At 70.3% G+C, this 22,508-nt stretch carries 19 protein-coding genes and 1 tRNA gene; 8 read left to right on the plus strand and 12 right to left on the minus strand.

Annotated elements, in window-relative coordinates:
* Window positions 1–94 precede the first annotated feature (94 nt).
* From OG214_RS24245 to OG214_RS24260, 4 genes are all read left to right on the plus strand, one after another.
* Window positions 95–694 carry a DUF501 domain-containing protein gene (locus OG214_RS24245; RefSeq protein WP_405985943.1) on the plus strand — a complete coding sequence of 200 codons (600 nt, stop codon included), beginning with the start codon at window positions 95–97 and terminating at the stop codon, window positions 692–694.
* Window positions 691–1,653: an exopolyphosphatase gene (locus OG214_RS24250; protein ID WP_405985944.1), complete on the plus strand. Its 963-nt coding sequence runs from the start codon at window positions 691–693 to the stop codon at window positions 1,651–1,653. The genes OG214_RS24245 and OG214_RS24250 overlap by 4 nt, the downstream gene beginning before the upstream one ends.
* 644 nt (window positions 1,654–2,297) lie before the next feature.
* Window positions 2,298–3,686, plus strand: a complete 1,389-nt coding sequence (locus tag OG214_RS24255) for an NAD(P)/FAD-dependent oxidoreductase (RefSeq protein WP_363079437.1) — start codon at window positions 2,298–2,300, stop codon at window positions 3,684–3,686.
* A 406-nt stretch (window positions 3,687–4,092) separates the two neighbouring features.
* Complete coding sequence (locus OG214_RS24260; RefSeq protein ID WP_405985945.1) at window positions 4,093–5,391, plus strand: class I SAM-dependent methyltransferase; 1,299 nt, start codon at window positions 4,093–4,095, stop codon at window positions 5,389–5,391.
* 131 nt (window positions 5,392–5,522) lie between these two features.
* On the opposite strand, the gene OG214_RS24265 is transcribed toward OG214_RS24260, so the two are convergent.
* Together OG214_RS24265 and OG214_RS24270 are read right to left on the minus strand one after the other, a co-directional pair.
* The gene (locus OG214_RS24265; RefSeq protein ID WP_405985946.1) at window positions 5,523–8,069 is read right to left on the minus strand and encodes an ABC transporter permease; all 2,547 of its coding nucleotides are present in this window, start codon (window positions 8,067–8,069) and stop codon (window positions 5,523–5,525) included.
* 477 nt (window positions 8,070–8,546) lie between these two features.
* Entirely contained in the window at window positions 8,547–9,317 is a 771-nt protein-coding gene (locus tag OG214_RS24270) for an ABC transporter ATP-binding protein (protein WP_405985947.1), read from the minus strand.
* 393 nt (window positions 9,318–9,710) lie between these two features.
* On the opposite strand from OG214_RS24270, the gene OG214_RS24275 reads away from it, so the two are divergent.
* Together OG214_RS24275 and OG214_RS24280 are read left to right on the plus strand one after the other, a co-directional pair.
* Window positions 9,711–9,793, plus strand: a tRNA-Leu gene (locus tag OG214_RS24275).
* Window positions 9,794–9,945: 152 nt separating this feature from the next.
* Entirely contained in the window at window positions 9,946–10,827 is an 882-nt protein-coding gene (locus tag OG214_RS24280; protein ID WP_405985948.1) for a Bax inhibitor-1/YccA family protein, read from the plus strand.
* 167 nt (window positions 10,828–10,994) lie between these two features.
* On the opposite strand, the gene OG214_RS24285 is transcribed toward OG214_RS24280, so the two are convergent.
* A complete protein-coding gene (locus OG214_RS24285; protein WP_363079442.1) occupies window positions 10,995–11,225 on the minus strand; it encodes a DUF4287 domain-containing protein in 231 nt (76 codons plus the stop codon).
* A gap of 146 nt (window positions 11,226–11,371) precedes the next feature.
* On the opposite strand from OG214_RS24285, the gene OG214_RS24290 reads away from it, so the two are divergent.
* Window positions 11,372–11,692 carry a hypothetical protein gene (locus tag OG214_RS24290; protein ID WP_405985949.1) on the plus strand — a complete coding sequence of 107 codons (321 nt, stop codon included), beginning with the start codon at window positions 11,372–11,374 and terminating at the stop codon, window positions 11,690–11,692.
* 22 nt (window positions 11,693–11,714) lie between these two features.
* On the opposite strand, the gene OG214_RS24295 is transcribed toward OG214_RS24290, so the two are convergent.
* The 3 genes from OG214_RS24295 to OG214_RS24305 form a co-directional block, all read right to left on the minus strand.
* Complete coding sequence (locus OG214_RS24295) at window positions 11,715–12,686, minus strand: hypothetical protein (RefSeq protein WP_405987597.1); 972 nt, start codon at window positions 12,684–12,686, stop codon at window positions 11,715–11,717.
* A gap of 356 nt (window positions 12,687–13,042) precedes the next feature.
* Window positions 13,043–14,263, minus strand: coding sequence for an acetyl-CoA C-acetyltransferase (locus OG214_RS24300; protein ID WP_363079445.1), 1,221 nt, complete (start codon window positions 14,261–14,263; stop codon window positions 13,043–13,045).
* 221 nt (window positions 14,264–14,484) lie between these two features.
* Window positions 14,485–15,483, minus strand: coding sequence for an SGNH/GDSL hydrolase family protein (locus OG214_RS24305; RefSeq protein ID WP_405987598.1), 999 nt, complete (start codon window positions 15,481–15,483; stop codon window positions 14,485–14,487).
* Window positions 15,484–15,670: 187 nt separating this feature from the next.
* Here OG214_RS24305 and OG214_RS24310 point away from each other — a divergent pair, with 187 nt between their 5' ends.
* A complete protein-coding gene (locus OG214_RS24310) occupies window positions 15,671–17,059 on the plus strand; it encodes a cystathionine beta-synthase (RefSeq protein WP_363079446.1) in 1,389 nt (462 codons plus the stop codon).
* A 371-nt stretch (window positions 17,060–17,430) separates the two neighbouring features.
* Here OG214_RS24310 and OG214_RS24315 read toward each other — a convergent pair whose 3' ends face one another.
* The 6 genes from OG214_RS24315 to OG214_RS24340 form a co-directional block, all read right to left on the minus strand.
* Window positions 17,431–17,862 (minus strand): hypothetical protein, encoded by a 432-nt coding sequence (locus OG214_RS24315; RefSeq protein WP_363079448.1) that lies wholly within the window; start codon window positions 17,860–17,862, stop codon window positions 17,431–17,433.
* Window positions 17,863–17,938: 76 nt separating this feature from the next.
* On the minus strand, window positions 17,939–18,388 hold the full coding sequence (locus tag OG214_RS24320) for a hypothetical protein (RefSeq protein WP_405985950.1): 450 nt from the start codon (window positions 18,386–18,388) through the stop codon (window positions 17,939–17,941).
* Between the two features lie 420 nt (window positions 18,389–18,808).
* Window positions 18,809–19,768: an ABC transporter substrate-binding protein gene (locus OG214_RS24325; protein ID WP_363079452.1), complete on the minus strand. Its 960-nt coding sequence runs from the start codon at window positions 19,766–19,768 to the stop codon at window positions 18,809–18,811.
* A 15-nt stretch (window positions 19,769–19,783) separates the two neighbouring features.
* A complete protein-coding gene (locus OG214_RS24330; RefSeq protein ID WP_363079454.1) occupies window positions 19,784–20,449 on the minus strand; it encodes an ABC transporter permease in 666 nt (221 codons plus the stop codon).
* A 7-nt stretch (window positions 20,450–20,456) separates the two neighbouring features.
* Complete coding sequence (locus tag OG214_RS24335) at window positions 20,457–21,116, minus strand: ABC transporter permease (protein WP_363079455.1); 660 nt, start codon at window positions 21,114–21,116, stop codon at window positions 20,457–20,459.
* Window positions 21,113–22,372: an ABC transporter ATP-binding protein gene (locus OG214_RS24340; RefSeq protein WP_405985951.1), complete on the minus strand. Its 1,260-nt coding sequence runs from the start codon at window positions 22,370–22,372 to the stop codon at window positions 21,113–21,115. Before OG214_RS24340 ends, OG214_RS24335 begins: the two co-directional genes overlap by 4 nt.
* Window positions 22,373–22,508: the final 136 nt, after the last annotated feature.

The following is a 22,508-nucleotide window of genomic DNA, read 5'->3' on the forward strand; positions in this document are numbered from 1 at the left end:
GGTGGACCGGCACGACCCCCGTACCAGCGGCACGATCCGTACCAGGCAAGCACCATCGTCATCAGGCACGCAGAACCGTAGAACCAAGGCAGGCATGGAAACCCCCCCTCCGCAGACCGAACGCACCGAGCCCACCGAGGCGGACGTGGCCGCGTTCGAGGAACAACTCGGCCGTCCCCCGCGCGGACTGCGCGCCATCGCGCACCGCTGCCCCTGCGGACAGCCGGATGTCGTGGAGACCGCCCCGCGGCTCCCCGACGGCACGCCCTTCCCGACGACGTACTACCTGACCTGTCCGCGTGCGGCCTCGGCCATCGGCACGCTGGAGGCGAACGGTGTCATGAAGGAGATGACCGTGCGCCTCGCGGCCGACCCCGGGCTGGCCGCCGCGTACCGCGCGGCGCACGAGGACTATCTCGCGCGCCGTGACGCCATCGAGGTGCTGGAGGGCTTTCCCAGCGCGGGCGGTATGCCGGACCGGGTGAAGTGTCTGCATGTCCTGGTGGGCCACTCGCTGGCGGCGGGCCCCGGGGTGAACCCGCTGGGCGACGAGGCGCTGGCGATGCTGCCGGAGTGGTGGGCGAAGGGCCCGTGTGTGACCCCGTGCGCGCCCGCGCAGGAGAAGCCCGCGCAGGAGAAGGAAGAGAACGGGCACCGGGACCAGGACGAGGACCGGGACGAGGAGCGCGTATGACCCGGGTCGCCGCCATCGACTGCGGTACGAACTCCATCCGTCTGCTGGTCGCCGATGTGACATTGCCCGACAGCGGCTCCGGCGCGGGGTCCACGGGCGAACTGGTCGATCTCGACCGGCGGATGAGGATCGTCCGGCTCGGCCAGGACGTGGACAGGACCGGCCGGCTGGCGCCCGAGGCGCTGGAGCGGACCTTCGAGGCGTGCCGTGAGTACGCCGCCGTCATCAAGGAGCACGGCGCCGAGCGGGTCCTGTTCGTGGCGACCTCCGCCTCGCGCGACGCGGAGAACCGCGACGAGTTCGTCCGGGGGGTGCTGGACATCCTGGGCGTGGAGCCCGAGGTGATCAGCGGCGAGCAGGAGGCGGAGTTCTCCTTCACCGGCGCCACCAAGGAACTGCCGGGCCAGGACAGTTGTCTGGTCGTGGACATCGGCGGCGGTTCGACCGAGTTCGTCGTCGGTGACGACCGGGTACGGGCCGCCCGCTCCGTGGACATCGGGTGTGTACGGCTGACCGAGCGGCATCTCGTCAAGGACGGCGTCGTCGGCGATCCGCCCGGCGCCGCCGGGATCGCCGCGATGCGCGCGGACATCGAGGCGGCCCTCGATCTCGCCGAGCGGACGGTCCCGCTGCGCGAGGCCCGCACCCTGGTCGGGCTCGCCGGTTCCGTGACCACGGTGGCCGGTATCGCGCTGGGGCTGAACGCGTACGACTCCACCGCGATCCATCACTCCCGTATCTCCCGTGCCCAGGTCGCGGAGATCACGGAGCGGCTGCTCACGGCCACCCACGCCGAACGCGCCGCGATCCCGGTCATGCATCCGGGACGCGTCGATGTCATCGGCGCGGGTGCCCTGATACTCCTCGCGATCATGGAACGCGCCGACGCGGCCGAGGTCGTCGTCAGCGAGCACGACATCCTGGACGGCATCGCCTGGAGAGCCGCGCGGGAAGGGTGAGCGGTGGCGGGACCGCGTACCGGTCCCGCCCGGTCCGCTCGCCCGATTTCGGAGGTCGGCCGTATCCCTTCGGGGGTCGGCCGCACCCGCTCGGCCCGTCCGGCCGGAGGGCGCGGCGGATGTCGCGGCGGCCGTCGCGGCGGCCGTCGAACTCGGCCCCGAGGACGGGACGTTCGCCTCCGTCGAGCCGACGGGCGACGCGGTGGCCGCAGGCGGCCGGGACCGCGTGGGCGCCCGCGCTCAGGCTTCCTCGCGAGCCCCGCTCCGGACCTCGTTCAGGACCCCGTTCAGGCCTTCGCCGGGGTCCTCGCGAGAAAGTTCGTGAAGTTCTTCACAAGGAATTCGATCCTCTTGGGTGTCGTCGCGGTTCGATCGCGTCGGCGGAGGCCCCCGGCGGGCCTTCGGCTCCTTATACCGGGCGGTTCCGGACGCGTTACGGGCGCATGAACCAGACGGGTGGTTCGGGCGGTGGCGAGGGCGGAGGGCCAGCTCACAGGGGGTGGGCAACGACCGGCCGAACCCCCTGGTTCCCTGGGGCGATCGTGATTTCGATCATGTGGGCCGCGCAGTGTAGCACCATAGGGGGTAGACCTTGTGAAGGGGCTCACGAGCACCCCCTCCGAGGGGGGTGGATACTCGATGGCATGAGCACCACGGAGCGTCCCAGGATCCTCGTTGTAGGCGGTGGGTACGTAGGCCTGTACGCAGCTCGTCGCATTCTGAAGAAGATGCGCTACGGGGAGGCGACCGTCACGGTCGTCGACCCCCGCTCGTACATGACGTACCAGCCCTTCCTCCCCGAAGCCGCCGCCGGCAGCATTTCGCCTCGGCATGTCGTCGTACCGCTGCGACGCGTGCTGCCCAAGGCTGAGGTGCTCACCGGCCGAGTCACCACCATCGATCAGGACCGCAAGGTCGCCACGGTCGCGCCGCTCGTCGGCGAGGCCTACGAGCTGCCCTTCGACTATCTGATCGTGGCCCTCGGCGCGGTCTCCCGTACCTTCCCGATCCCCGGCCTCGCCGAGCAGGGCATCGGTATGAAGGGCATCGAGGAGGCCATCGGCCTGCGTAACCATGTGCTCGAACAGCTCGACAAGGCCGACTCGACCACCGACGAGGCCGTCCGCCGCAAGGCACTGACCTTCGTCTTCGTGGGCGGCGGCTTCGCCGGCGCGGAGACCATCGGTGAGGTCGAGGACCTGGCGCGCGACGCGGCCAAGTACTACACGAGCGTCAAGCGCGAGGACATGCGCTTCGTCCTCGTCGATGTCGCCGACAAGATCCTTCCCGAGGTCGGCCCGAAGCTGGGCGCCTGGGGCAAGGAGCACCTGGAGAGCCGCGGCGTCGAGGTCTACCTCAAGACCGGTATGGACTCCTGCGTCGACGGACACGTGGTGCTCAACAACGGCCTTGAGGTCGACTCCAACACCATCGTCTGGACGGCCGGCGTCAAGCCGAACCCGGCCCTCACCCGCTACGGTCTGCCGCTGGGTCCCCGGGGCCATGTGGACACCAGCGAGAAGCTCCAGGTGCGGGGCACCGACTACATCTGGGCCGCCGGCGACAACGCCCAGGTCCCGGACATGGCCGCCCGCAGGGCCGGTGTCGAGAACGCCTGGTGCCCGCCGAACGCCCAGCACGCGCTGCGCCAGGCGCGGCTGCTCGGTGACAACGTCATCTCCGGTATGCGGGGCTTCCCGCAGAAGGAGTACAGCCACGCCAACAAGGGTGCCGTCGCCGGTCTGGGACTGCACAAGGGCGTCGCGATGATCGTCATGGGCAAGGTGAAGATCAGGCTCAGGGGCCGGCTCGCCTGGTACATGCACCGCAGCTACCACGGTCTGGCCATGCCGACCTGGAACCGCAAGATCCGTGTCTTCGCCGACTGGACCCTGGCGATGTTCCTCAAGCGCGAGGTCGTCTCCCTCGGCGCGATGGAGACACCGCGCGAGGAGTTCTACGAGGCGGCCAAGCCCAACCCGCCGGCCGTGGCCGCCGTCACGCAGACGCCGGAGAGGGCCAAGGCCTCCTGACCCGGGGAGGCGGGCACCGACGGCCACGGGACAGCGGGCCACCGGTGCGACGCGACTGACACAACGGGCATGACCGACAGACGAGAAGGGCCGCTCGCCATCCGTGGTGCGAGCGGCCCTTCTCGTGTCCTCTTGTGTCTTCTCGTGCCCGTCACGTCTGCCCCTCGCGTCTGCCCCTCGCGCCCGCCGCTCGCCCTGACGGCCTACCCTCCGGCCGGTGCCGTACGGTCACCTCCGCCCCGTCGGCGGGCGGCGGCCGGGGAGAAAAGGCGCACACCGTCAGGAAAGTGTGTGGCGGGTGCAGGCATTTTGCCGGTCCATTGCGAGCCACAGGGACTGCATCCCCACCCGTCCGGTGTTTACGTGGTGTTGAGCATCCGTATCCGCCACCACGGAGGTGTGCGCCATGGCCGACGCCGCGCTGCGGCTGACCACTCTTGCCGAGGAGATGCTGGGAGTTCCGCTCCCGGTCCGTATCCGTGCCTGGGACGGGAGCGAATCGGGTCCCCCCGGCGCCCCGACCCTGATCATCCGTAACCGGCGCGCCCTGCGCCGACTCCTTTGGAAGCCGGGCGAGATGGGTCTCGCGCGGGCCTGGGTGGCCGGCGAGATCGATGTGGACGGCGATCTGTACGCGGTCCTCGACCGGCTCGCCGGATTCATCTGGGAGCGCGGCGCCGACGCCAAGGACCCGGTCCATCTCCTGCGCGACCCCCGTATGCGGGCCGCCGCCGCCGCGTTCCTGCGGATCGCGGGCCCCTGGCCGCCGCCCGCCCCGCCCGCCGAGGAGGTACGGCGGCGGTACGGCGCGCTGCACACCAAGCGCCGGGACAAGGAGGCGATCAGCCACCACTACGACGTGGGCAACGACTTCTACGGGCTGGTGCTCGGCCCGTCCATGGTCTACTCCTGCGCGTACTGGGAGGGCGACGCCGGATTCAGCCTCGAAGACGCACAGCGCGACAAGCTCGATCTGATCTGCCGCAAGCTCGCGCTCAAGGAGGGCGAGCGGCTTCTCGACGTCGGCTGCGGCTGGGGCTCGATGGCCATCCACGCCGCACGCGAGTACGGCGCCCGGGTCACCGGGGTCACCCTCTCCAGGGAACAGGCGACGTACGCGCGCAAGCGCATCGCGGAGGAGGGGCTCGCCGACCGGATCGAGATCCGGGTCCAGGACTACCGGGACGTCAGGGACGGTCCGTACGACGCGATCTCCTCCATCGGGATGGCCGAACACGTCGGGTCCGTGCGCTACCGCGAGTACGCCGACGATCTCTACGCCCTGCTCAAGCCGGGCGGACGGCTGCTCAACCACCAGATCGCCCGGCGCCCCGAGCGCGACGAGAGCCAGTACCACATCGACCCGTTCATCGACGCGTACGTCTTCCCCGACGGCGAACTGGCCCCGCTCGGCCGGACCGTCGCCACCCTGGAGGAGGCGGGCTTCGAGGCCCGTGACGTGGAGTCGATCCGGGAGCACTACGCGCTGACCCTGCGCCGCTGGGTGGCGAACCTGGAGAAGCACTGGGACGAGGCGGTACGGGCCACCTCCCCGGGCCGCGCCCGGGTCTGGCGTCTGTACATGGCGGCGTCCGCGGTCTCCTTCGAGCGCAACAGGATCGGGGTCAACCAGATCCTGGCCGTGAAGACCCCGGAGACCGGGGCCTCCGGGATGCCGTGGCGCGCCCGCGCCTGGGGCGTCTGACGGATTCGTGAGGGCCTGACGAGCCGGAAGGGCCGGACCTCCGTCGTATCGGGAGGTCCGGCCCTTCTCCGTACGTACGCGCCGCGCGGGACGTACGCACCGCGCGGGACGTACGGGTCCGCCGCGTACGGCTATTCGGTCTTGATCGCCGTCAGCATGTTCAGCTTCGCGGCGCTGCGGGCCGGCCAGAGCGCGGCCAGCACACCCACCAGTCCGGCCAGCGCCAGGAAGATCCCGATCCGGTCCCACGGGACGACCAGGGCGTAACCCGGGATCGAATCCTTGAACGTCTCGCCGATCGCCCAGGCCAGGAAGGTCCCGAGACCCACCCCGATCACCGCGCCGAAGACCGAGATCACCACGGCCTCCAGCCGGATCATCAGCTTGACCTTGCGGCGGTCCAGACCGATCGCCCGCAGCATGCCGATCTCCTGCTGCCGCTCGAAGACCGACATCGCCAGGGTGTTGACGACTCCGAGGACCGCGATGATCAGAGCCATCGCCAGCAGTCCGTACATGATGTTCAGCGCGGTGTTGATGAAGCCGCCGAAGGTGTTCCTGATGTCCTGCCGGTCCTTGAAGTCGATGCCCGGGTTGTCGCCCAGCGCGTCGACCAGCGCCTGTTCATGGGCGGCGCTCGCACCGCCGTCCATCTTCACCCAGATCTCGGGGATGTACGGCTTGGACTCGTGCGGGGCGACCAGGTCGGTGGAGATCAGCAGGGGCGAGAGGAACTCGTTCGCCGCGTAGACCGCGCCGACCTTCAGCCGGGCGGACTCGCCGTCGGCGTAGGTCACCTCGACGGTGTCACCGGGCTTCCAGCCGTTGGACTCCGCCGTCTTGTCGGCGACCGCGATCCCGCCCCGGCCCAGTGTGTCCAGCGAACCGGAGACACCGCCGATGCTGAAGGCCTTCTCGATGTCCCCGGGGGTGACCGCGGAGGCGGAGCGGAACTCGCCCTTGATCTTCAGGGAGGTGGCCTGCTGCGGGGAGAGGGCGCTCACACCGGGCACCTTCTCCAGCGCGGTCAGGGCCGACTCGTCCAGCGGACCGCCGCTCGCCATGGTGACCATGTAGTCGGCCCTGATGTTGTCCGTGGTCATCCGGTCCACGGCCTGGCCTATCGTCACACCGATCACCGTGAGACCGGTGACGAGGGTGAGCCCGATGGCCAGCGCGGAGGCGGTGGCTCCGGTACGGCGCGGATTGCGGACGGCGTTCTGTCCCGCCAGCTTGCCCGCGACCCCGAACACCCGCTGGAGGGCGGGCCGTACGAGCGCGATGACCGGCCGCGAGAGCAGCGGGATCAGCACGATGACACCGATCATCGTCAGGAACGCGCCCGCGCCGATCAGCAGCCGGCCGTTGTCGGCGCCGGCGGCGGCGCCCGCGACGATCACCGCGGCGCCGGTCAGGGCCAGTACCGCGCCGATGGAGTTGCGTACGACCAGCGACCTGGTGGTGGCCACCGCGTGCACACTGCTCATCGCCGCCACCGGCGGGATCTTCGCGGCCCTGCGGGCGGGCAGCCAGGCGGCGATCACGGTGATCAGCACACCCACACCGAAGGCGGCGCCGACCGCGGTCGGTGAGATCACCAGCGGTCCGGCGGGCATCCGCGCGCCGAACGCGCCCATCGCGGAGCGCAGTCCGGTCGCGAGACCGAGGCCGAGCACGAAGCCGACCACCGAGGCGATGGCGCCGACGACCGCGGCCTCGGCCAGCACCGAGCGCTTGACCTGGCTGCGCGAGGCGCCCACGGCGCGCATCAGTGCCAGTTCCCTGGTGCGCTGGGCGACCAGCATGGTGAAGGTGTTCGAGATCAGGAACACCCCGACGAACAGGGCGATGGCGGCGAAGGCAAGCAGCATCTGGTTGAGCGCGGAGACGCTCGACTCGATGTCCGCGGCCTGCTGGTCGGCGAGCTGCTCGCCGGTCTGCGCCTCGGCGTTGTCCCCGATCAGTCCCTTGACGGCGGTCAGGATCGCCCGGTCCGAGGCGCCGGGCGCCGCGGTGACGGTGGCGTCCATGAAGTAGCCGGGCTCCAGATAGAGCTTCTGGGCGACGGCGGTGTCGAAGAGGACCAGGCTGCCGCCCGCGTTGACCGCGCCGTCCTCGGTGGTGAAGACACCGGAGAGGGTGTACTCCTTCACCGGTCCGTTGGTGGCGACGCGCACCTGGTCGCCGACGTGGTAACCGCCCTTGGCGGCCGAGGACTTGTCGAGCGCGATCCGGTCGTCGCCCGTGGGGCCCGAGCCGTCGGTGAAGGTGTAGGCGGTGTCCTCGCCGTTCGCGCCGGGCGCGAAGTTGGCACCGGTGTTGGACCAGCCGTTGCCGATGAGCTTGCCGTCCGCGTCGGCGACCCCGGCGAAGCCGCTGACCCGGCCGGTGACGGAGGCGACACCGTCGACGGCCCCGATCCTCTCGACGGTCCGCCGGCTGATGCCCGGACTCTTCCCGCCTTCCTTCCTCGCGCCGTCGTCACGGTTGTCGTGGGACGTGACGGCGACGGCGACGTCCTTGTAGCTCTTGGCCGACTGATTGCGGAAGGCGTTGCCGATGGTGTCGGTGAAGACCAGGGTGCCGGAGACGAAGGCCACGCCGAGCATGACGGCGAGCACGGTCATCAGCAGCCTGGCCTTGTGCGCGAGCACGGTGCGCAGGGCGGTACGGAACATGGTGGGAGTCCTGGTGGAATGGATGGGCCTGGCGGCGGGAGGCGCGGGCGGGATGCACGCGGTGGGCACGGGAAGCGCGGTCGGCGCGGGTGCGGTCGGCCGGGCGTGGAATGACCCGGGCGTGGAATGACCCGGTGCGGAGACCGGCGTACGGATGGCCGCCGGGACCGGTCCATGGGTCGGCGGGCCGGAGTTGCCGGCGGGAGGGCCGGCGGGGGGAGCGTCAGCCCCGGGGTCTGCCCGGTGTGCGCTCCGTATCCGCTGAGGTCCGCTGGGACCTGCTGCGGTGCGGATCTGCGGCGGTTCAGTGCGGTCCGGTGCGGTCCGGTGCGGTCTGCTGGGTGCTGTCCGACGTCGGCTCGATGTCTGCTCGACGTCCGCTTGACGTCCGCTCGACATCTGCTCGATGTCCGCGGGGGATTCGCCTGACGTGAGCCCGGCGCGCGAGCCCGGCGCGAGCCCGGTCCGGGTCCGGCGTCAGCTCGTACGGCCCTTGGCGTCGAAGGCCTTCATCCGGTCGAGTACACCGTCGGCGCTGGGGTGCGGCATCTCGTCGACGATCTGGCCGTCGGCGAGGAAGATGACGCGGTCCGCGTAGGAGGCGGCCACCGGGTCATGGGTCACCATGACGACCGTCTGCCCCAACTCCCGCACGGAGTTGCGCAGAAAGCCCAGCACCTCGGCGCCGGAGCGCGAGTCCAGGTTCCCGGTGGGCTCGTCGCCGAAGATGATCTCGGGCTGGGAGGCCAGCGCGCGGGCGACGGCCACCCGCTGCTGCTGACCGCCGGAGAGCTGGGTGGGCCGGTGGCCGAGCCGGTCGGCCAGCCCGATCATCGCGATCACCTGGTCCAGCCACCGCTGGTCGGGCTTGCGGCCCGCGATGTCCATGGGGAGCGTGATGTTCTCCAGGGCCGTCAGGGTGGGCAGCAGATTGAACGCCTGGAAGATGAAGCCGATCTTGTCCCGGCGCAACTGTGTGAGCTGCTTGTCCTTGAGTGTGGAGAGTTCGGTCTCCCCGATTCTCACGGACCCGCCGCTGAAGGTGTCGAGGCCGGCGACACAGTGCATCAGGGTGGACTTGCCGGAGCCGGAAGGCCCCATGATCGCGGTGAACTCGCCCTGGCGGAAGTCCACGGTGACCCGGTCGAGGGCGACCACCTGGGTCTCGCCCATTCCATAGACCTTCGACAGTTCGGAGGCGCGCGCGGCCACCGCGGTGGCGCGGTGGGCGATCTGGGTGGTGGTCACGGGAGGAACTCCTGTCGGACGCTCGGTGGGAACGACTCCATCCTCCGTGCCGCCCCGGCGCGGGTCGTCCGTCCCGATGCCCGTTCGCGGGGCCCTCTTGGGTCTGACCGCCGGGCGCCGCCCTCCTCCTCCGGTATGACACCGCCCCTGAAGGATGTCCACCCGGGGTGGAGGGGCCGCGCGTTGTGCCGAATGAGTGACCGGGCGGCGACTTTTCGTCATTCCTGTACGCCTGGGTACGAGATGACCACCCGCGCCCGGCATGTGCGGATGGCTCGGTACGTGCCCTGACGCACCCTCAGACGTCAATAAAATAAGACAACATCGGGTTGCCGCTCGGCTGTTCGAGTGGTGTGTCCCGATAGGCTCATGTGCCAACGCGGCGTCGCGCGTGCCCGGATGGTGGAATGCAGACACGGCGAGCTTAAACCTCGCTGCCCCTCGGGGGCGTACCGGTTCAAGTCCGGTTCCGGGCACATTTCCGACCTTCCGACGGTCGCCGGTGTGACACGCGGCACGCGTGTGGTGTCACGATCCTGGAAAGATCCTCCCCCAGCACTAGGGCAGACGCTTTGCGTCCCTATTACTCTTGTGGCAAGGCCACGCAGGGTGGCCATGGAGGAGTGAGATGAGGAGCAGTAACCCGGTCTTCTCGCGACGGGGCTTCAGCCGCGACAACGGCCACGCGGGCTTCAACGCGGCGCCGCAGGCCGGGGGCCCCGCTGTAGGAACCAATCCGTACGCGACCAACCCCTACGCGACCAACCCGTACGCGCCCCAGCAGGGCGCGGGACACGGCGCGGGACCGCAGGCGCCCGCGCGCACCGACGTCATGACGATCGACGACGTCGTGACCCGCACCGCCATGACGCTGGGCACGGTCATCCTCACGGCGGTTCTCTCGTGGGTCCTGCTGCCGGTCGACGAGGCCAACATCGGCAAGTCGTACGGCATCGCGATCGGCGCCGCGCTGGTGGCGCTCGTCCTGTCGCTGATCCAGTCCTTCAAGCGCCGCCCGACCCCGGCGCTGATCCTCGCGTACGCCGCCTTCGAGGGTGTCTTCCTCGGTGTCATCAGCAGCGCGGTGAGCACGTACATCGCGCCGGGCGTGGTGATCCAGGCGGTCATGGGCACGATGGCGGTCTTCGCCGGTGTGCTGTTCGCGTACAAGATGCGCTGGATCCGCGTCACCCGCCGCTTCTACGGCTTCGTGATGGCGGCGGCCATGGGCTTCCTGCTCCTGATGGTCGCCAACATGCTCTTCAGTGTCTTCGGCGGCGGTGACGGCCTCGGCTTCCGCAGCGGCGGGCTGGGCATCATCTTCGGCATCGTCGGGATCGTCCTCGGCGCGTGCTTCCTGGCGCTCGACTTCAAGCAGGTCGAGGACGGCGTCGCGTACGGCGCTCCGCGCGAGGAGTCCTGGCTCGCGGCCTTCGGCCTCACGCTGACCCTGGTGTGGATCTACCTGGAGATGCTGCGCCTGCTGTCGATCCTCCAAGGCAACGACTGAGCGTGGCGGTCACCGTCCGGCACGGTGACACAGAGCTGACCCGGAGGGGTCCGCGGGCCTGGTGCCCGCGGACCCCTTCTCCGTTGTGTGCTTCGGTCTGTGTGCTTCTGCCGTGTGCCGGTTGTGTGCGGTTGTGCGGTGTGTACGGGGGGTGGTGTGTACGGCCGTCAGAGCAGCCGCCGGGCCGCCCGCCTCAGGTCGTACTCGTGGACGATCGCCTTCGCGTGTCCGTATGCGAGGTTGTGCTCGCTCCTCAGCCAGCTCACCTTCTCCTCGAAACGGATGAGGGCGGGGCCCTCCTCGACGGCGCGCACCCAGTCGGAGATCTCACGACCGGTGCAATGAGGGATGCGGGAGAGCATGTTGCGATGGGTCTCTTCGGAGAAGACAAGGGACATCGGCGCCTCCGGACGCTCCGCGCGTACTGGTCCTTCACGCCACCGTGCCCGAGCATTGGCCTGTTGGCAACAGTCCCGTAGTCATTCGTGTGGCCGTTCCCCCGGCCGTTGACGGCGGCCCCGCCGGGGCGCGTAGGGTCGGCGGGGTGCTCGACACAACGCCGCTGACGGCCACCGTGGACCGATTCGCCGACCGCCTGCGGGCCGCTCCGCGGAGCCGGCTCCAGCGCGGGGCGGCGGCCGAGGCACTGGCTCTGGCCAGGGAACTGTCCGTACGGGCCCAGCGGCTCGACGCGCCCGGCGGGGAGCCGCGGATCATGCCGGACGCCGGTGTCTTCGTCGTGGCGGACCAGCTCACGGTCGCGGCCGCGGATCTGGCCGAGGCATTGAGAACGACCCCGTCCGTGCAGGAACTGGACGAGGCCGTGAGGTCGGTCGAGCGGGCGGTCGGCCGCGCGGCCCTGTGAGGCCGTGGCGGGGCGCCGACGGCTACAGCGAGGCGATGACGCGGTCCGCGAGGATATAGACGTGCTCGGCGGCCTCCCCGCCGGCGCCGGAGCCCCCGGGGCCGGTCGTGTCGCCGTCGCCGCCTTCGCTTCCGTCACCTCCGTACGAGAACGTCAGGGTGTACGCGCCGGAGACACCGGACCCGCCCAGCAGGAACGGCGCGTCGCCCGCGCGCAGTGCCGCCGCGAGCCGCTCGGCGGTCTCCCGGTGGCCCGGGGTCATACAGAGCGTCGTGCCGTCGGCGAAGACATAGACGTCGAGCGTGCCCAGCGGCCCCGGCCGTACATCGGCGAGCGCCGTACGGGTCTCGGCCAGCTCTTCGAGCCGGGTGATCGTGCGCTCGTGGTCGGTGACGACGGGCGTCTGGAGCGGTACGAAGTCCGGGTGCGAGGGATGCCGGCGGCGGGCCGCGGCCAGTTCCGGCGAGTCCTCCGCGAAATCGCCGGCCTCGCCGATGCCGGCGCCGCCGCCCACTCCGCTCACCTCACCGACGCCGCTGACCTCACTGACCTCGCTGAGGTCCGGGTAGTCGGCGAAGCTGTCCAGAGCGTCGGCCGCGTCGAGATCCAGGGGCTCAAGACCGGCGAAGTCCACCTGGCGCGGGATGTAGAACGGTCCGTCCTCGGCGCCGAGGCCCGCGAGTCCGCCGAGCAGCGACGGGGTGTCGGCCGCGTCCCTGGCCTCCTGGGCGGCCCAGAAGGCGCGCGCCTCGGCCAGCTCGCGCTCGCGCTCCTCGGCGAGCGCCTCGGCGACGGCGTTGCGTATGGCGTCCGGGCAGTCGGCCTGGGCCGCGCTTCTGGCCTGCGGTACGGCGGCGGTGAGACCCCCCGGGTTCACCGCGGCCAGTTCGACACGCAGGGCGCTGACCTGCCTGCGCAGTCCGTGAGCGGCGTGCAGGGCGGCGATGCCCACGGCTGTGGAGGCGGCTGTGGTCAGCAGCAGGGCAAGAGACATGGCGCTCACTGACTACTCCCGTTCCGATCGGTACCCCCGACTTCCTACCTCAGCTTGTCCCGGGCGGGATCCCACCGTCAGTGCATTACGTCACGAAATGGACAGGTCTTTGGGCCTTAGGTTTACTCTCATTGACGCCCTGACCTGGACAAACGAATCTCCCCCGGGACTAGGTCACATCCTGGGGGAGATTCAGTCACGACTGGGGATCGGTGGGGTTTATCCATACGATTCCGGACGGTGCGGCTACTCTGCGCGACGAGTCTCCGCATTTCGGACACTTCGCGCGCGGGCGCGGCTCCTGCGGGCGCGGCCCGTGCGGACGCGATCCGCGCGGGGACAGGGGCGGGTTCAGCTCAGCTCAGCCGCTCGATCACCATGGCCATGCCCTGGCCGCCGCCGACGCACATGGTCTCCAGGCCGAACTGCTTGTCGTGGAACTGGAGGCTGTTGATCAGTGTGCCGGTGATCCGGGCGCCGGTCATACCGAAGGGGTGGCCGACGGCGATCGCGCCGCCGTTGACGTTCAGCTTCTCCAGCGGGATGTCCAGGTCCCGGTAGGACGGGATCACCTGGGCCGCGAAGGCCTCGTTGATCTCGACCAGATCGATGTCGCCGATGGTCAGCCCGGCGCGCGAGAGCGCCTGCCGGGACGCCTCGACCGGGCCGTATCCCATGATCTCCGGCGAGAGCGCGGTGACCCCGGTGGAGACGATCCGGGCCAGCGGGGTCAGACCCAGCTCGCGCGCCTTGGTGTCGGACATGATCACGAGCGCGGCGGCGCCGTCGTTGAGCGGGCAGCAGTTGCCCGCCGTGACCAGACCGTCGGGGCGGAAGACGGGCTTGAGGCCCCGCACCCCTTCGAGGGTGACCCCGGCGCGCGGTCCGTCGTCCTTCGTCACGACCGTGCCGTCCGGGACCGTCACGGGCGTGATCTCGCGCTCCCAGAAGCCGTTCTTGAGGGCTTCCTCGGCGAGGTTCTGCGACCGTACGCCGAACTCGTCCATCTCCTGCCGGGTGATGCCCTTGAACCGGGCCAGGTTCTCGGCGGTCTGCCCCATCGCGATGTACGCGTCGGGGACGAGGCCGTCCTCGCGCGGGTCGTGCCAGTCGGCGCCCTCGCTCTGCGCGACGGAGGCCGTACGGGCCTCGGCGTCGGAGAACAGCGGGTTGTGGGTGCCGGGCATCCCGTCCGAGGAGCCGTTGATCTGGCGCGAGACCATCTCGACGCCGGCCGAGATGAAGACGTCCCCCTCGCCGGCCTTGATGGCGTGCAGCGCCATCCGGGAGGTCTGGAGGGACGAGGAGCAGTAGCGGGTGACCGTGCAGCCGGGCAGGTGGTCCATACCGAGCTGGACGGCGACGATCCGGCCCAGATTGTGCCCCTGCTCGCCGCCGGGCAGCCCGCAGCCGAGCATCAGGTCGTCGATGTCGCGGGGGTCCAGCTCGGGGATCTTGGCGAGCGCGGCCTCGATGATCGTGGCCGTCAGGTCGTCGGGCCGTACTTCCTTGAGCGACCCCTTGAAGGCCCGGCCGATGGGGGAACGGGCGGCAGAGACGATCACGGCTTCGGGCATCACGGCTCCAGGAGGGAGAAGGCAGGGCTGACGTGGAAGTTACCGGTACGTAGCGCCGGGGGTCACCCGGCCGGTCGTGTGATGAGGACCTCTTTTCCAAGCGCTTGCTCAGCGGGCGAACGCCGGCCCGGGAAGTCCGGCAGGGCCCCCGGGGCGGCTCGTTGTGTCATACGTCCGGGCGCCGCCTTCCGCGTCACACCTTCGGGTCATACCTCCCGGTGTCATACCTCCCGGGGCACCTGGCTCGGTTCCGGCGGGGCCGCTTCCGTCTGGGGCGGGAGACTGCGGCGTCGGCGGTGTTTCAGCAGGGCCCAGGGGGCGCGGGCCCCGGTGACCTCCGTGCCCGCCCTCGACGCCGCCGCCGAGGCCGCCTTCGCCACCGGGAGCATGCCCTCGTCGCGGGACGCGTCCAGATGGTCCGTCTCCGGCCAGAGGTCCAGCACCGCGCAGAGTGTCGGCAGGACCGCCATCGCCGCGGTCGCGTAGCCCTCCGCCGAGGGGTGGTAGTTGTCCGGGCCGAACAGCTCCCGCGGATTCGCGGCGAACTCCGGACCCAGCAGATCGCCCAGCGAGACCGTACGGCCGCCCTGCTCGACCGCCACGATCGTCTGCGCCGCGGCGAGCTGGCGGCTCACCCGGCGCGCCAGCCACCGCAGCGGCTGGTACACCGGCTCGATGGTGCCGAGGTCCGGACAGGTCCCGACGACCACCTCCGCCCCGGCCGTACGCAGCCGCCGCACCGCCGCCGCCAGATACCGCACCGAACGGGTGGCCGGCATCCGGTGCGTCACATCGTTCGCGCCGACGATGATCACGCAGACGTCCGGGACCCGCGCCGGGTCCGCGAGAAGCTGGGTCACCTGGCGGTCCAGATCGTCCGACTGGGCACCGGGCAGAGCCACGTTCCGCAGCTCCACGGGCCGCTCCGCGACCGCCGCGAGCCCCGAGGCCAGCAGCGCCCCCGGGGTCTGTCCCGCCCGCCGTACGCCCTGGCCCGCCGCCGTGGAGTCGCCGAGCATGCCCATCCGCAGCGGCGGCTCGTTGTGTCCGTACGCCAGTCCGTACCAGCCGTCGCCGCTCGGCGGAACGGGGGCCACACCGCCGCCCACCGACCGCTTCGCCAGCTGCAGTTCCGCCAGCACCACTCCGACGCCGGCCGCCCCCAGCAGGCCGATGCTCCCGCCGCCGTAGGCCGCGCCCGCGGCGATCCGCCGTGCCACCCTCGCCCTCGACACAGTCCGAGCCACCTCCCTCTGGCCGTACGTATGAGCCAGCCGTACGTATGAGCCGACCGTACGCACGAGTATGGGTACGTACACCAGCTAACTGCCCCGTAAGGACCGTCGCCCAATCTCGCGCGCGTACGCATACCCTGGCCGGACCATCACGGAGACCCCGGAGACAACGGTGCAATTCCACGACTCGATGATCAGTCTGGTTGGCAATACCCCCCTGCTGAAGCTGCACAGCGTGACGGCGGGAATCCAGGCGACAGTCCTGGCGAAGGTCGAGTACTTCAACCCCGGCGGTTCGGTCAAGGACCGGATCGCCCTGCGCATGATCGAGGCGGCCGAGGAGAGCGGTGAGCTGCTTCCCGGCGGCACGATCGTCGAGCCGACGAGCGGCAACACCGGCGTCGGTCTCGCCATCGTGGCCCAGCGGAAGGGCTACAAGTGTGTCTTCGTCTGCCCGGACAAGGTCTCCACGGACAAGATCAATGTGCTGCGCGCGTACGGCGCCGAGGTCGTCGTCTGCCCGACGGCGGTCGACCCCGAGCACCCCGACTCGTACTACAACGTCTCCGACCGGCTGGTGCGTGAGACGCCGGGCGCCTGGAAGCCGGACCAGTACAGCAACCCCAACAACCCGCGCTCGCACTACGAGACGACCGGTCCCGAACTGTGGGAGCAGACCGACGGGCGGATCACCCACTTCGTCGCCGGTGTCGGTACGGGCGGCACCATCACCGGCACAGGCCGCTATCTCAAGGAGGTCAGCGGCGGGCGTGTGCGGATCGTGGGCGCCGACCCCGAGGGGTCGGTCTACTCCGGCGGTTCCGGGCGGCCGTATCTGGTCGAGGGCGTCGGCGAGGACTTCTGGCCGACCGCGTACGACCGTACGGTGACGGACGAGATCGTCGCCGTGTCCGACAAGGACTCCTTCCGGATGACCCGGCGGCTGGCCAAGGAGGAGGGCCTGCTCGTCGGCGGCTCCTGCGGGATGGCGGTCGTGGCCGCGCTGAAGGTGGCCGAGGGGCTCGGCCCCGACGATGTCGTGGTCGTCCTGCTGCCGGACAGCGGCCGCGGCTATCTCAGCAAGATCTTCAACGACGAGTGGATGAACGACTACGGCTTCCTGGACCAGGGCGGCGGCGCGGTGACCGTCGGCGATGTCCTGCGCCACAAGGCGGGCGCGATCCCGACGCTCGTCCATATGCACCCGGAGGAGACGGTCGGCGACGCGATCGAGGTGCTGCGGGAGTACGGCGTCTCGCAGATGCCGATCGTGAAGCCGGGGGCCGGACACCCGGATGTGATGGCCGCGGAGGTCATCGGCTCCGTGGTGGAGCGGGAGCTGCTGGACGCGCTCTTCACCCAGCGGGCCTCGCTCGGCGACTCGCTGGAGAAACATATGTCGTCCCCGCTGCCGCAGGTCGGCTCGGGTGAGCCGGTGGCCGATCTGATGACCGCGCTGAGCGGTTCCGACGGCGCCGACGCGGCGATCGTGCTCGTCGAGGGGAAGCCGACAGGGGTCGTGAGCAGGCAGGATCTGCTGGCGTATCTGTCGAAGGCCTGATCTCGACGGTTGTGTAGCGAGCGGTTCAATGGGCGATGGCGCGTATCCGCGAAAGTGGTACGAGCGCGACACGTCCACGCAGCACCCGCTTAACACGCGTCCTGCACAGTAGTGGTTGTCGGCGTCAAGGACCTCCGGAGCGGCTCCCGGACCTCCATGGACGCCAAGGACACGAACACCGGCCCTGACCCGGACCGTGTCCCTCGCGGGGACCGCCGTCGTCCCGCCCCCCGGTAACGGGGGTGCGGCGGTCCCCGCGACTACCTTTCGCGGGTCCCCGCCACCGCTTTCCCGCACCGACCGGCTTTCGCTGTCGGTCCGCCGTCCGTCCGCCCTCGGTCGGCCGCTCGGTCCGCCGCTCGGTCCGCCGCTCAGTCCTCCCAGTCGGACGACGACCGGTGGCGCTTTCCGGGCATCCGGGGCCGGCCGCGCGAGGCATGGACCACATTGACCCCGACGATGCCCAGCCAGCAGACGACCAGACCCTCAAGGTCCGCGTTCACCGCGGCGATGGCGGACAGCGGGATCGCCAGGATCAGCGAGATGACGCCGAACCCGAAGCGTTCGCCGAATCCCTCCACGGGGGCGGCCGTACGGGTGCCCCGGGCGGCCGCCATCTGCCGCTCGGCCAGCTCACGCCGGACACGGCGCTCGACCGTACCGTCCAGACGCTGCTCGATCTTCTCCAGGAACGACTCGACGAGCGCGGGCTCGTAATCCGCCCCCAGCTCCTGGCGCGCCTGAAGGGTGGCGTCGAGTTCCTTCTTGAGCTCGGGCTTCAGCTCGGTGTCGCGGCTATCCATACCGCTACGGTACGAACCCACGCGCACCCGGGGCAGTGGGGCTAACCCCCCTCTTGGCCCCTCACCCTCCCCGGGCTCAGCCCCGCACGTCGTCGAGGCCGGCCGACGGATCCTCACCGTTCTGGGCCTGCCGCGCCCGCTCGGCGAAGAGCGCCGCGATGTCCTGGACGAACCCGCTGTCGAGTCCGTCGTTGTCGCGGGCGTCGGCGGAGAGCCACAGAATGGCCGTGCCCACGCGGATCTGGCCCGTGATCGCCTCCGCGTCCTCGGAGTAGCCCAGCGGGCCGCGCCGGGCGTTCCGCTCCTCGCCCACCGGGCCGAGGTCGGCCTTCTCCCTGCCGGTCTTCCTCGCCGTGTCCTTCCAGAGCACGTCGTAGCCGGCCTCCGCGGCCTTCTCGTCCTCGTACGCGACCATCCAGAGGCTGGCGTGGGCGTCGCCGGTGTCGCTCTCATAGCTGGCGGATCCCAGGAAGAGGGAGGCCTCGCACCCCTTGTTGCCCTTGTTCGGGCAGATGGTGCTGCGCATGAACGTACTGTCGAGGGCGCCCGTCGAAACCTTCTTGGCGGTCTTCCAGCCCGGCATGGACGGCGCGTCCGGCAGTACGGACCGGACCTGCGCCTCATCGAGCGCCGAAGCGGTGTCCTCGCGCTCCGCGCCGCCACAGGCGGCCAGGACCCCCCAACCCCATCACCATGCCCAGCCCCACCGCCGCGACGCGCACGTACCCCTGCTGACGCATGATCCTCCCGTATCGCCGGTACCGGCCCGGATTCTAGTGCCGCGACCGGGACGGACTCCGGCCGGGCCACGGCCCCGCACCGGCCGACTGCCCCCCGACAAGGGGCAGTTGACCGGACGGAAGACCTGAACCGGCGCGGAACCGGTCCCGAACCGGCACGACCGAAGCCGCGCCGCCTCACCGGCCGACGGTCACTTCGCCGACGGTCACTTCTTCGTCAGGCCGTGGGTGGTGGCCCAGGTGCGGGCCACGTCGTCCGGGTCCTTCTTGTCCTTGTCGACCTGGCGGTTGAGTTCGGTGAGGGCCTCCGTGGTGAGGGTGTTGCCCAGGCGGGCCAGTGCCTTGCGTACCGTCGAGTCGGCCTTGCGGTCGGCGATCAGGGGGACGATGTGCTGGCCGGGGACGAGGTTCCTGGGGTCGGTGAGGACCACCCAGCCCTCGGTGACGATGTCCGTGTCCGTGGTGAAGAGGTTCGCGACATCCACGTCCCCCTTCTTCAGGGCTCCCTTGACCAGGGGGCCCGAGGAGTCGAGCGACTTGAACTCCCTGAACTCCACGCCGTACACCTCCTTGAGCCCGACGACACCGACCACCCGCTTCTTCACCTCGGGCGCGGCGCCGATGACCAGCCTGCCGTTCTGCTTCCTCAGGTCCGCCAGCGTCGTGAGGCCGTACTTCTCGGCGGTCTCGCGGGTGACGGCGAAGGCGTCCGAGTCCTCGGCCCGGCCGTACGGGAGGACCTGGAGGCCCGCCGGGAGGGCGATGGCGAGGGCGTTCTGCATCTCGCCCTCCTCCGTGGCGGTCGCCTTCGCGTCGAGGTAGTGGAGCAGCGCGCCCTGGTACTCGGGGAGCAGATCGATGTCGCCGCCCCTGAGGGCCGGGATCAGGATCTCGCGGGTGCCGAGGTTGGCGCGGACGGTGGTCTTCACCCCGACGGCTTCGAGCACGGTCGCGTAGAGATGACCGAGGATCTGGTTCTCGGTGAAGTTGGCCGTGCCGATCGTGATGCCGCCCGCGCTGGAGCCGCCTCCCGCGCCGCCTCCGGTGCCCTGGCCGTCCAGGGAGGTGATGCCGGTGCTGCACGCGGCCAGTACGGGTATGGCGGCACCGGCGAGCAGACCGCCGAGCAGTGTGCGCCGGGTGTTTCCTGTGTTCCGGGTGTTCATCGGGGTGGTCTCTCCCTAGACGGCGGTGCGATGGCGGAACAGAACGCGCTGGAGTCCGGACAGCGCCAGATCGAGGACGACGGCGACGACCGCCACCAGCACCGCGCCGCCCAGCACCTGGACGAGGTCGCGCTGGGCCAGGCCGTCGAAGACATACCGGCCGAGTCCGCCGAAGCTGACGTACGCGGCGATGGTCGCCGTGGCCACCACCTGGATCAGCGCGAGCCGCAGCCCGGTCATGATCAGCGGGAGCGCCAGCGGGATCTCGACCTGGAACAGCACCTGGTGGCCGCGCATGCCCTGGCCCCTGGCCGCGTCCTTCACCTCCGGGTCGACGGCGGTCATCCCCGCGTACGTATTGGTCACGATGGCCGGGACGGCGAGGGCGACCAGCGCCACATACACCGGCGTCATGGAGAGACCGCTCGCCAGGAAGACCAGTACGACCAGGCCGACCGTGGGCAGGGCCCGGCCGAACGAGGCGAGATTGATGGCGACGAACGCGCCCCGGCCCGTATGCCCGATCAGCAGTCCGAGCGGCAGCGCGATCACGGCGGCGATCAGGGTCGCGAGCAGGGAGTACTGGAGGTGTTCCGCGAGCCGGTGGCCGATGCCGTCGGCACCCGTCCACTGCTTGCCCGAGACCAGCCAGGAGCCCAGATCCTCGAAGAGTTCGTACATGGTGGTGTCAGGCCCTTCCTTCCCGCGTCCGGGGTTCCCGTGTCCACGGGGTGAGGACGTACTGCACGGCCACCAGCAGGGCGTCCGCGACCAGCGTGAGCAGCAGGGTCAGTACGACGCCCGCCGCCACCGGGGTGGGGAAGTCGCGCTGGAAGCCGTCGGTGAAGAGCTGTCCGAGACCGCCGTCCCCGATGTACGTGGCGACGCTGACGAGTGAGATCGACATGACGGTGGCGATCCGTACCCCGGCCATGATCACGGGGAGCGCGAGCGGCAGCTCGACGGTGAGGAGCGTACGCAGCGGGCGGGTGCCCATGGCGACGGCGGCCTCACGGGCCTTGGCGGGTACGGAGTCGAGCCCTTCGACGGTGTTCCGCAGCAGCACGACGAGCGTGTAGACCGTCAGACCGATGACGGTGGTGGTCCTGGTCAGCCCGGAGACGGGCAGCAGCAGGACGAAGACCGCGATGGACGGGATCGTGAACAGGACGTTGGAGAGCCCGAGGAGGAAGCCGCGCAGGGGCCGGACCCGGTGGGCGAGTACCGCGAGGGGGAGCGAGATCAGCAGACCGAGGAGCACGGCGGTGAGCGCGGCCTGGAGATGGGAGAGGGCGAGGGTGGTGAGATCGCCCGCGTGGTCGGAGATCCATCCCCATTCGATGGTCATACGGCTCCGCCCGGGGACGTGGCGTCCGGGGCCGCGGCGCCCGTGCTCGTCGGGGAGGCGGCTTCCCGGGCGGCCCGCGCCGCCTCCTGGTGTCTGCGGCCCGCGTGCTCGTGGATCGTCTCCCGTGAGGTGACCCCCGTCAGCACGCCCTCGGCGTCGACCCGCACTATCAGACCCGTCGGCGACGCGATCGACTCGTTCAGCGCCGCGAGCAGCGAGTCCGTGTCCCGCAGCGGCCGTACCGGCACCAGGGAGCCGGGGGAGACGGAGGTGCCGGGGGAGCCCGCGCCTTCCGGTCCCGGCCGTCGCTCCGGGGCGAGCCAGCCGAGCGGCTCGTTCCCGGCGGACACCACCAGATACGGTCCGTCGTCATACGGCCCGTCGCCGTTCGCGCCCTCGCCGTACACACCCTCGCCGTTCGCGCCCTCGCCCGGACGCGGCACCGGTTCGCCCTCCCGTACGGTCCGTACCGCCGTCGCGGCCTGCCGCGCGGGCACCTCCGCGAGCGTCGTCAGCGACAGCAGCTTCAGCTCGCGTTCCGCGCCGAGGAAGCCGGCGACGAATCCGTCCGCAGGGCGGGCCAGCAGCTCCGCGGGCGTGGCGCACTGCACCAGATGGCCGCCCGTGCGGAAGACGGCGATCCGGTCGCCGAGCCGTACCGCCTCGTCGATGTCGTGGGTGACGAAGACGATGGTCTTGTTCAGATCCTTCTGGAGACGGAGCAGCTCGTCCTGGAGCTGGGTCCGTACCACCGGGTCGACCGCGCCGAACGGCTCGTCCATCAGCAGCACCGGCGGATCCGCCGCCAGCGCCCTCGCCACCCCGACCCGCTGCTGCTGGCCGCCGGAGAGCTGGTGCGGATAGCGCTTGCCCGCCTCCGCCGTCAGCCCCACGGTCTCCAGCAGCTCCGCCGCCCGCGTACGGGCCTTCCGCCGGCCCCAGCCCAGCAGCAGCGGCACGGTCGCGATGTTGTCGAGGACCGTACGGTGCGGGAAGAGCCCGGACTGCTGGATGACATAGCCGATACCGCGCCGCAGCTCGGCGGCGTCCTGCTCCAGCACGTCCCTGCCGCCCAGCCGGATGGTGCCCGAGGTCGGTTCGACCATCCGGTTGATCATGCGCAGCGTGGTGGTCTTACCGCATCCGGAGGAGCCGACCAGGACGGTGATACCGCCCTCCGGCATCTCCAGGGTGAGGTCGTGAACCGCCGTGGTGCCGTTCGGGAAGCGTTTGTTCACCGCGTCGAATCTGATCATCAGTCGTCCCTTGCCCGGCCTGCATATAGTCATGCAGAGTTCTTGGTGTCTGAATAGAATGTCAATGCCCTGGCGTAAATCACTGGTTACGGATGGTCGCGGGGTGAGACGTAACGTCTGGAATGGAGGCGTTCGC

The sequence above is a fragment of the Streptomyces sp. NBC_00872 genome (assembly GCF_045161915.1).
In the GTDB taxonomy this organism is placed as follows: domain Bacteria; phylum Actinomycetota; class Actinomycetes; order Streptomycetales; family Streptomycetaceae; genus Streptomyces.